Here is a 6,547-nt window from a genome sequence, read left to right as displayed (position 1 = left end):
CTCGGCCTCGGCCGGATCGGCAAGAGCGCCCAGCACACGCAGAGCCCCGCCCTCGAGGGCCAGCTGCGGCATGTCGCGCACCTCGTGACCGTGACGCCGCTCGACGGGGCCGGAAAGGACGCCTGACCGTGGCCGACGAGCTCAACCTCCATTCACTGCGTCCCGCGCAGCCCCGCAAGGATCGCAAGCGCATCGGGCGCGGCCTCGGCTCCGGCAAGGGCCGCTACGCGGGTCGGGGCATCAAGGGGCAGAAGTCACGCTCGGGATCGCACAAGATGGCGGCGGGGTTCGAGGGCGGTCAGATGCCCATCGACATGCGGCTGCCGAAGCTCCGCGGCAACACGTCGGCGGACGCCATGCCGATCGGCCCGTTCCGCACGTACAGCCAGCCGGTCAACCTGCGCGACCTCGAGGAGCGCTTCGAGGCCGGCGCCGAGGTGAACCCGGAGACGCTGAAGGCGTCGCGGCTGATCCGCAAGGTGTCGGTCGACGTCAAGATCCTCGGCATCGGCGAGCTCTCGAAGGCGCTCTCCGTCTCGGCGCACGGGTTCTCGAAGAGCGCCCGCGAGAAGATCGAGGCAGCCGGAGGCACCGTGACGTGGCTCCGCGGCGAGCCCGTCGAACGGAAGCCGAAGGCGCACAAGTCCAAGCGCGCGACGCCGGACGAGGAGCCCGAGGCCTCTGACGAGACGGCGGCCCCGACGGACGAATCCGGCGAGGAGGCCTAGCCTCCGCGCGCAGCGCGGGGATCTCGCATGTTCAGCTGGCTCGCGAACGCCTGGCGGGTACCGGAGCTCAGGAAGCGCCTGCTCTTCACGGCGATGATCCTTGCGCTCTACCGGCTCGGATCGTGGATCCCGGCGCCGGGCGTCGACTCCGAGGCGATCGACCAGTACCTCTCGCGCACCGGCGGGATCTTCAACCTGCTCAACCTCTTCTCCGGCGGCGCGCTGTCGCAGTTCTCGCTGTTCGCGCTCGGGATCATGCCGTATGTCACGGCCTCGATCATTCTCCAGCTGATGACCGTCGTCGTCCCGCGGCTCTCAGAGCTGCAGAAGGAGGGCGAGTCGGGAACGGCGACGATCAACCAGTACACGCGGTATCTGACCGTGGCCCTCTCGGCCGCTCAGGCGCTCGGGTACGCGTTCCTGTTCAAGAACCAGGGGATCCTTCAGGCGAACGCGGGCCGCATGGTCCTGATCATCGTCACGCTCACGGTCGGCAGCGTGCTGCTCATGTTCATGGGCGAGCAGATCACGAAGCGCGGGATCGGGAACGGCATCTCGATCCTCATCTTCGCGTCGATCCTGACAGGGCTCCCGCTCGGGGTCACGGCCTGGTGGAACGGCGGCCCGATGGAGCGGATCTTCTTCCCGCTCGTCGCGCTCGCCATCGTCGCCTCGGTCGTCTTCGTCCAGGAGGGCCAGCGCAAGATCCCGATCCAGTACGCGAAGCGGATGGTCGGCCGCCGTATGACGTCCGGCGGTTCGACGTACCTGCCGCTTCGCGTCAACATGGCGGGCGTCATCCCTGTCATCTTCGCGGCCGCGGTGCTCGCCTTCCCGCCGACCATGGCGCAGTACTTCCCCGCGACGCAGGACTTCGTCAACACGTACTTCCAGCCCGGCGACTGGCTCTACCTGATGATCGAGGGCGGCATGATCATCGTCTTCACGTTCTTCTACACGGCCGTGCAGTTCAACCCGGTCGACCAGGCGGACAACCTGCGCAAGCACGGCGGTTACATCCCCGGGATCCGGCCCGGCCCGCCGACCGCGCAGTACCTCGACCGCGTGCTGACCCGGCTGACGCTGCCCGGCTCGCTCTATCTCGCGGCGGTGGCCGTCGCGCCGAGCCTCTTCATCCGCTACGGCGGCTTCTCGCAGGCGAACGCCCGCGCGCTCGGAGGCACCTCCGTGCTGATCGCGGTCGGCGTCGCGCTCGACACGATGCGCCAGATGGAGTCGCAGATGATGATGCGGAACTACGAGGGCTTCCTCCGCTAGCCGCATGAATCTGCTGGTCCTAGGGCCACAGGGCTCCGGGAAGGGGACGCAGGCGACCCGGATCGCCGCCGCGCACGGGATCCCGCATGTCTCCACGGGAGACATGTTCCGCGCAGCGATCTCCGACGGCTCGGAGCTCGGCCGTCAGGTGGAGCCGATCCTCGCGAGTGGCGAGCTCGTCCCCGACGACCTGACCGTCGCTCTCATCCGTGAACGCCTGTCGGAGCCGGACGCGGTCCACGGCTTCGTGCTCGACGGCTTTCCTCGCAACCTCACGCAGGCCGAGGCGCTCGACGCCATGCTCGAACAGATTGGTCGGGTGCTCGACGCGGTGCTCTTCTTCGACCTCTCGGACGAGATCGCGACGGAGCGGATCCACGGGCGGGCGCTCGAAGAAGGTCGCGAGGACGACACGGCCGAGGCGATCGCGCGGCGGCTGGCGATCTACCACGAGCAGACCGAGCCCGTCGTCGAGCGCTACCGCACGACCGGCAAGCTGGTGCCGCTGCACGCGGAGCGGACGATCGGCGAGGTCGCGGCGGAGATCGACGACGCCCTCGAGCTGCTCGGCGAAGGAGCCGCGGCGTGATCATTCGCAAGGGCGGCGCGGAGATCGACCGGATCGCGCGCGCGGGCGAGCTCGTGGCCGGGACGATCGCCCATGTCGGCGAGCGGATCGAGCCGGGCGTCACGACCCTCGAGCTCGATCGGATCGCCGACGAGTTCATCCGCGCGCACGGCGGCATCCCCACCTCGCAGGGCTACAAGGGCTACCCTCGCGCGATCTGCATCTCGGTCGACGACGTCGTCGTCCACGGGATCCCCGACGAGACGGTCGTCGAGGAGGGCAGCCTGGTGACGATCGACGTCGGCGTCACGCTCGGCGGAGCGATCGCCGACAGCGCCTACACGTTCGGGATCGGGCAGGTCGACGCCGAGTCGCAGCGGCTGCTCGACGTCTGCCAGGACGCGCTTGCGGCGGGCATCGCCGAGGCGCGGCTCGGCAACCGCGTCGGAGACATCTCGCACGCGGTGCAGATCGTCGTCGAACGTGCGGGGTTCTCGGTCGTCAAGAGCCTCGTCGGGCACGGTGTCGGCCGCCACTACCACGAGGATCCCCACGTCCCGAACTTCGGCGAGCCCGGCCGCGGCCCGCGCCTCTCGGAGGGCATGACGATCGCGATCGAGCCGATGATCACGATGCGCGGGCCGGAGGTGTGGCTGGCCGAGGACGGCTGGACGATCGCGACGTCCGACGGCTCGCGCGCGGCCCATTTCGAGCACACGGTCGCGATTCTCCCGGAAGGACCCCGGATCCTCACGCCGCGGGTCGGCGTTGCGGTCGAGCGCGGGAGCCTGACGGGCAACCGCGCGTCCGTCTGAGGACGCCTCGCATCACGACAACTCTGCGACTGACGTGCCGCCCGCGGCACCCGGGCGACCATCTCGCACATCACCCGCGTCGCGACACCGTCGATCGTCGCCTCGGGATGGAAGCTCGCCGGCGGCGTCGACTGCGACGTCGGACAGATCAGGACGGTCGACAGCGCGAGGAGCTCGTCGGCCTGGTGGCTTCGGTCTCGCGCGTTCTGGTTCGGCCGCGGGTGGGAAGAGAGGCGAGGCTGAAGCCACGCCCCATGGGTCTGCTAGAGTAAGCAGCCCGCGCGGATGCCTTCGGGTGCGCGCGGATCTACTCATGAACACCCACGACGGGCAGGGCACGAGCCCTGCGCGAGGAGTCGGTTGGCAGTCAAGGAAGAGAAGATCGAGGTCGAGGGCGAGGTGGTCGAGGCCCTGCCGAGCACGATGTTCCGCGTCGAGCTCGAGGGCGGCCAGTCCGTGCTCGCGAAGATCTCCGGGAAGATGCGCAAGCACTACATCCGGATTCTTCCGGGTGACCGTGTGAAGGTCGAACTGTCCCCGTACGACCTCACGCGCGGCCGCATCACCTTCCGTCTCAAGTAGCCGACGACCCGGGAGCAGCCTTGAAAGTCCGTCCATCCGTCAAGCCCATGTGCGAGCGATGCCGCGTGATCAAGCGGCACGGCCGCACGATGGTGATCTGCACCAACCCCCGTCACAAGCAAAGGCAGGGCTAGCAGCCACATGGCACGTATCGCCGGCGTCAACCTTCCGAATCAGAAGCGGCTCGAGATCGGCCTGACCTACATCTACGGGATCGGTCAGTCGACCGCGCAGAAGGTCTGCAAGGAGCTCGGCCTCGATCCCGACGAGAAGGTCAAGGACCTGACTGACGACGAGGTCACGAAGCTCCGCACTTACATCGACTCGAGCCTCGAGGTAGAGGGCGACCTGCGCCGGGAGCGCACGCAGGCGATCAAGCGCCTCTCCGAGATCGGCTCCTATCGGGGGCTCCGCCACCGGCGCAACCTCCCGGTCCACGGGCAGCGCACGAAGACGAACGCACGCACCCGCAAGGGCCCGAAGAAGACCGTCGGCCGCGGCAAGAAGGCGAAGTGATGGCACCTCCTCGCAAGGCAGCCACGCGCGGCCGCACCCGCCGCCGCGTGCGCAAGAACATCGCGATCGGCCAGGCTCACATCAAGACGTCGTTCAACAACACGATCGTGTCCCTCACCGACAAGGAGGGGAACGTGATCGCCTGGGAGTCGGCGGGCTCGGCGGGCTTCAAGGGCTCGCGCAAGTCCACGCCGTTCGCCGCCCAGGTCACCGCCGACAACGCGGCTCGGAAGGGCATGGAGCACGGCCTGCAGAAGGTCGAGGTCTTCGTCAAGGGCCCCGGCTCGGGTCGCGAGACGGCGATCAGGTCGCTCCAGGCCGCGGGCCTCGAGATCCTCGGCGTCAAGGACGTCTCCCCGCAGGCGCACAACGGTGTTCGTCCCAAGAAGCGGAGGCGCGGCTGATGGCGCGCGACATCGGAGCCAAGTGCCGCCAGTGCCGCCGCGAGGGGATCAAGCTGTTCCTCAAGGGCGAGCGCTGCCTCACGGAGAAGTGCGCCATCGAGAGGCGCTCGTACCCGCCGGGCGAGCACGGCCGCGGTCGCATCAAGCAGAGCGAGTACCTGCTGCAGCTGCGCGAGAAGCAGAAGGCGCGCCGGTACTACGGCCTGCTCGAGAAGCAGTTCCGCAACACGTACCAGAAGGCGTCCCGCCGCACCGGCCCGACCGGCGAGAACCTGCTGCGAATGCTCGAGACCCGTCTCGACAACGTCGTCTACCGACTCGGCTTCGCGGGCTCCCGGGCGCAGGCGAGGCAGCTCGTTCGCCATGGCCACTTCCTGGTGAACGGACGCCGCGTGAACATCCCGAGCTTCGGCGTCCGCCCCGACGACGTCATCTCGCTCAAGTCCGGCAGTCCCGCAGAGACGATCGTCCGCGATGCAACCGACCTGACGGCCGTCGTCACTCCGTGGCTCCAGGCCGACCACGACGGGCTCACCGGCAAGGTGCTCAAGTGGCCCGAGCGTGCCGAGATCGACACGCCGGTCCAGGAATCCCTGATCGTCGAGCTCTACTCGAAGTAACGGCGGCTACCGCCGGCGCTTCGCCCGAACCGCCCCGTTTCGAATCGCCCGAAAGGATCACATGGCCACCCGTGCTTCCCTGATGGACTTCCAGACGCCGAGGATCGTGTCCGAGGACGCCGACGAGCGCTCCGGCCGGTTCACGATCGAGCCGCTCGACCGCGGCTTCGGCTACACGTTCGGCAACTCGCTCCGGCGGGTGCTGCTGTCCTCGCTCGAGGGGGCGGCCGTGACCGCCGTGAAGATCGAGGGCGTCGCCCACGAGTTCACCACGCTCCCGGGCGTACGCGAGGACGTCACCGACATCATCCTGAACCTCAAGGAGCTCGTCTGCCGGCTGCACGGCGAGTCGCCCGAGATCGAGGTGCACCTCTCGAAGAAGGGTGCCGGCCCGGTCACGGCGGCCGACATCGAGGCGCCCGCAGACCTCGAGATCCTGAACCCGGAGCTCGAGCTCGCGCATCTCGCCGACAAGGGCAAGCTCGAGATGACTCTCACGATCGGCCGCGGCCGTGGTTACGTCCCGGCCGACCAGAACCGCGGGCCGGAGACGACGATCGGCGTGATCCCGATCGACTCGATCTTCTCGCCGGTGCGGCGCGTCTCCTACGAGGTCGACGCCGCGCGCGTCGGTCAGCGCACCGACTACGACAAGCTCGTGCTCGAGGTGACGACCGACGGCTCGATCGAGCCGAAGGAGTCGATCGCCCAGGCGGCCGAGATCCTCATCCGGCAGCTGATGATCTTCACCGACCTCGAGCGCATCGAGGGCGCAGGTGACGTCGCGGCCGCCGAGGCCGAGGTGCAGACCACCTCGCACGGGATGGAGAACTTCCCGATCGAGGAGCTCGAGCTCGGCGTCCGCTCGTACAACTGCCTGAAGCGCGTCGGCATCGAGACGATCGGCGACCTGACGTCGAAGTCCGAGAACGAGCTCGCCGCGATCCCGAACTTCGGCCGCAAGTCGATCGAGGAGGTTCGCGAGACTCTCGCCGCGCACGGACTGACCCTCAAGGGCGAGGATCTCCCGCAGTAG

9 protein-coding genes and 1 pseudogene are annotated in these 6,547 nt (G+C 68.4%); all 10 read left to right on the top strand.

Annotated features, from left to right (window positions below; genetic code table 11):
• Window positions 1-128: 128 nt before the first annotated feature.
• Window positions 129-590, top strand: a pseudogene (gene rplO / locus VNM44_RS01905) (50S ribosomal protein L15); the annotation flags it as partial.
• 165 nt (window positions 591-755) lie between these two features.
• Window positions 756-2,006 carry a preprotein translocase subunit SecY gene (gene secY, locus VNM44_RS01900; RefSeq protein ID WP_325621986.1) on the top strand — a complete coding sequence of 417 codons (1,251 nt, stop codon included), beginning with the start codon at window positions 756-758 and terminating at the stop codon, window positions 2,004-2,006.
• A gap of 4 nt (window positions 2,007-2,010) precedes the next feature.
• Window positions 2,011-2,595, top strand: coding sequence for an adenylate kinase (locus tag VNM44_RS01895; RefSeq protein WP_325621984.1), 585 nt, complete (start codon window positions 2,011-2,013; stop codon window positions 2,593-2,595).
• Complete coding sequence (gene map / locus VNM44_RS01890; RefSeq protein ID WP_325621982.1) at window positions 2,592-3,389, top strand: type I methionyl aminopeptidase; 798 nt, start codon at window positions 2,592-2,594, stop codon at window positions 3,387-3,389. Before VNM44_RS01895 ends, map begins: the two co-directional genes overlap by 4 nt.
• Window positions 3,390-3,749: 360 nt before the next feature.
• The gene (gene infA / locus VNM44_RS01885) at window positions 3,750-3,971 is read left to right on the top strand and encodes a translation initiation factor IF-1 (protein ID WP_325621980.1); all 222 of its coding nucleotides are present in this window, start codon (window positions 3,750-3,752) and stop codon (window positions 3,969-3,971) included.
• 20 nt (window positions 3,972-3,991) lie between these two features.
• Window positions 3,992-4,105 carry a 50S ribosomal protein L36 gene (gene rpmJ, locus VNM44_RS01880; protein WP_325621978.1) on the top strand — a complete coding sequence of 38 codons (114 nt, stop codon included), beginning with the start codon at window positions 3,992-3,994 and terminating at the stop codon, window positions 4,103-4,105.
• 7 nt (window positions 4,106-4,112) lie between these two features.
• On the top strand, window positions 4,113-4,487 hold the full coding sequence (rpsM, locus tag VNM44_RS01875; protein WP_325621976.1) for a 30S ribosomal protein S13: 375 nt from the start codon (window positions 4,113-4,115) through the stop codon (window positions 4,485-4,487).
• The gene (gene rpsK / locus VNM44_RS01870; RefSeq protein WP_325621974.1) at window positions 4,487-4,891 is read left to right on the top strand and encodes a 30S ribosomal protein S11; all 405 of its coding nucleotides are present in this window, start codon (window positions 4,487-4,489) and stop codon (window positions 4,889-4,891) included. The genes rpsM and rpsK overlap by 1 nt, the downstream gene beginning before the upstream one ends.
• The gene (gene rpsD, locus VNM44_RS01865; protein WP_325621972.1) at window positions 4,891-5,511 is read left to right on the top strand and encodes a 30S ribosomal protein S4; all 621 of its coding nucleotides are present in this window, start codon (window positions 4,891-4,893) and stop codon (window positions 5,509-5,511) included. Before rpsK ends, rpsD begins: the two co-directional genes overlap by 1 nt.
• Window positions 5,512-5,590: 79 nt before the next feature.
• Window positions 5,591-6,547: a DNA-directed RNA polymerase subunit alpha gene (locus VNM44_RS01860; protein ID WP_325621993.1), complete on the top strand. Its 957-nt coding sequence runs from the start codon at window positions 5,591-5,593 to the stop codon at window positions 6,545-6,547.

The sequence above is a fragment of the Gaiella sp. genome (assembly GCF_035558935.1).
Taxonomy (GTDB): Bacteria; Actinomycetota; Thermoleophilia; order Gaiellales; family Gaiellaceae; genus Gaiella.
Note: the sequence above shows the minus strand (reverse complement) of the source record. Positions and strands in the feature narration are given on the sequence as shown.

Coding starts and splice junctions, on each gene's coding strand:
- secY (WP_325621986.1), top strand. CDS start 756: ATGTTCAGCTGGCTCGCGAACGCCTGGCGGGTACCGGAGCTCAGGAAG.
- VNM44_RS01895 (WP_325621984.1), top strand. CDS start 2,011: ATGAATCTGCTGGTCCTAGGGCCACAGGGCTCCGGGAAGGGGACGCAG.
- rpsM (WP_325621976.1), top strand. CDS start 4,113: ATGGCACGTATCGCCGGCGTCAACCTTCCGAATCAGAAGCGGCTCGAG.
- rpsK (WP_325621974.1), top strand. CDS start 4,487: ATGGCACCTCCTCGCAAGGCAGCCACGCGCGGCCGCACCCGCCGCCGC.
- rpsD (WP_325621972.1), top strand. CDS start 4,891: ATGGCGCGCGACATCGGAGCCAAGTGCCGCCAGTGCCGCCGCGAGGGG.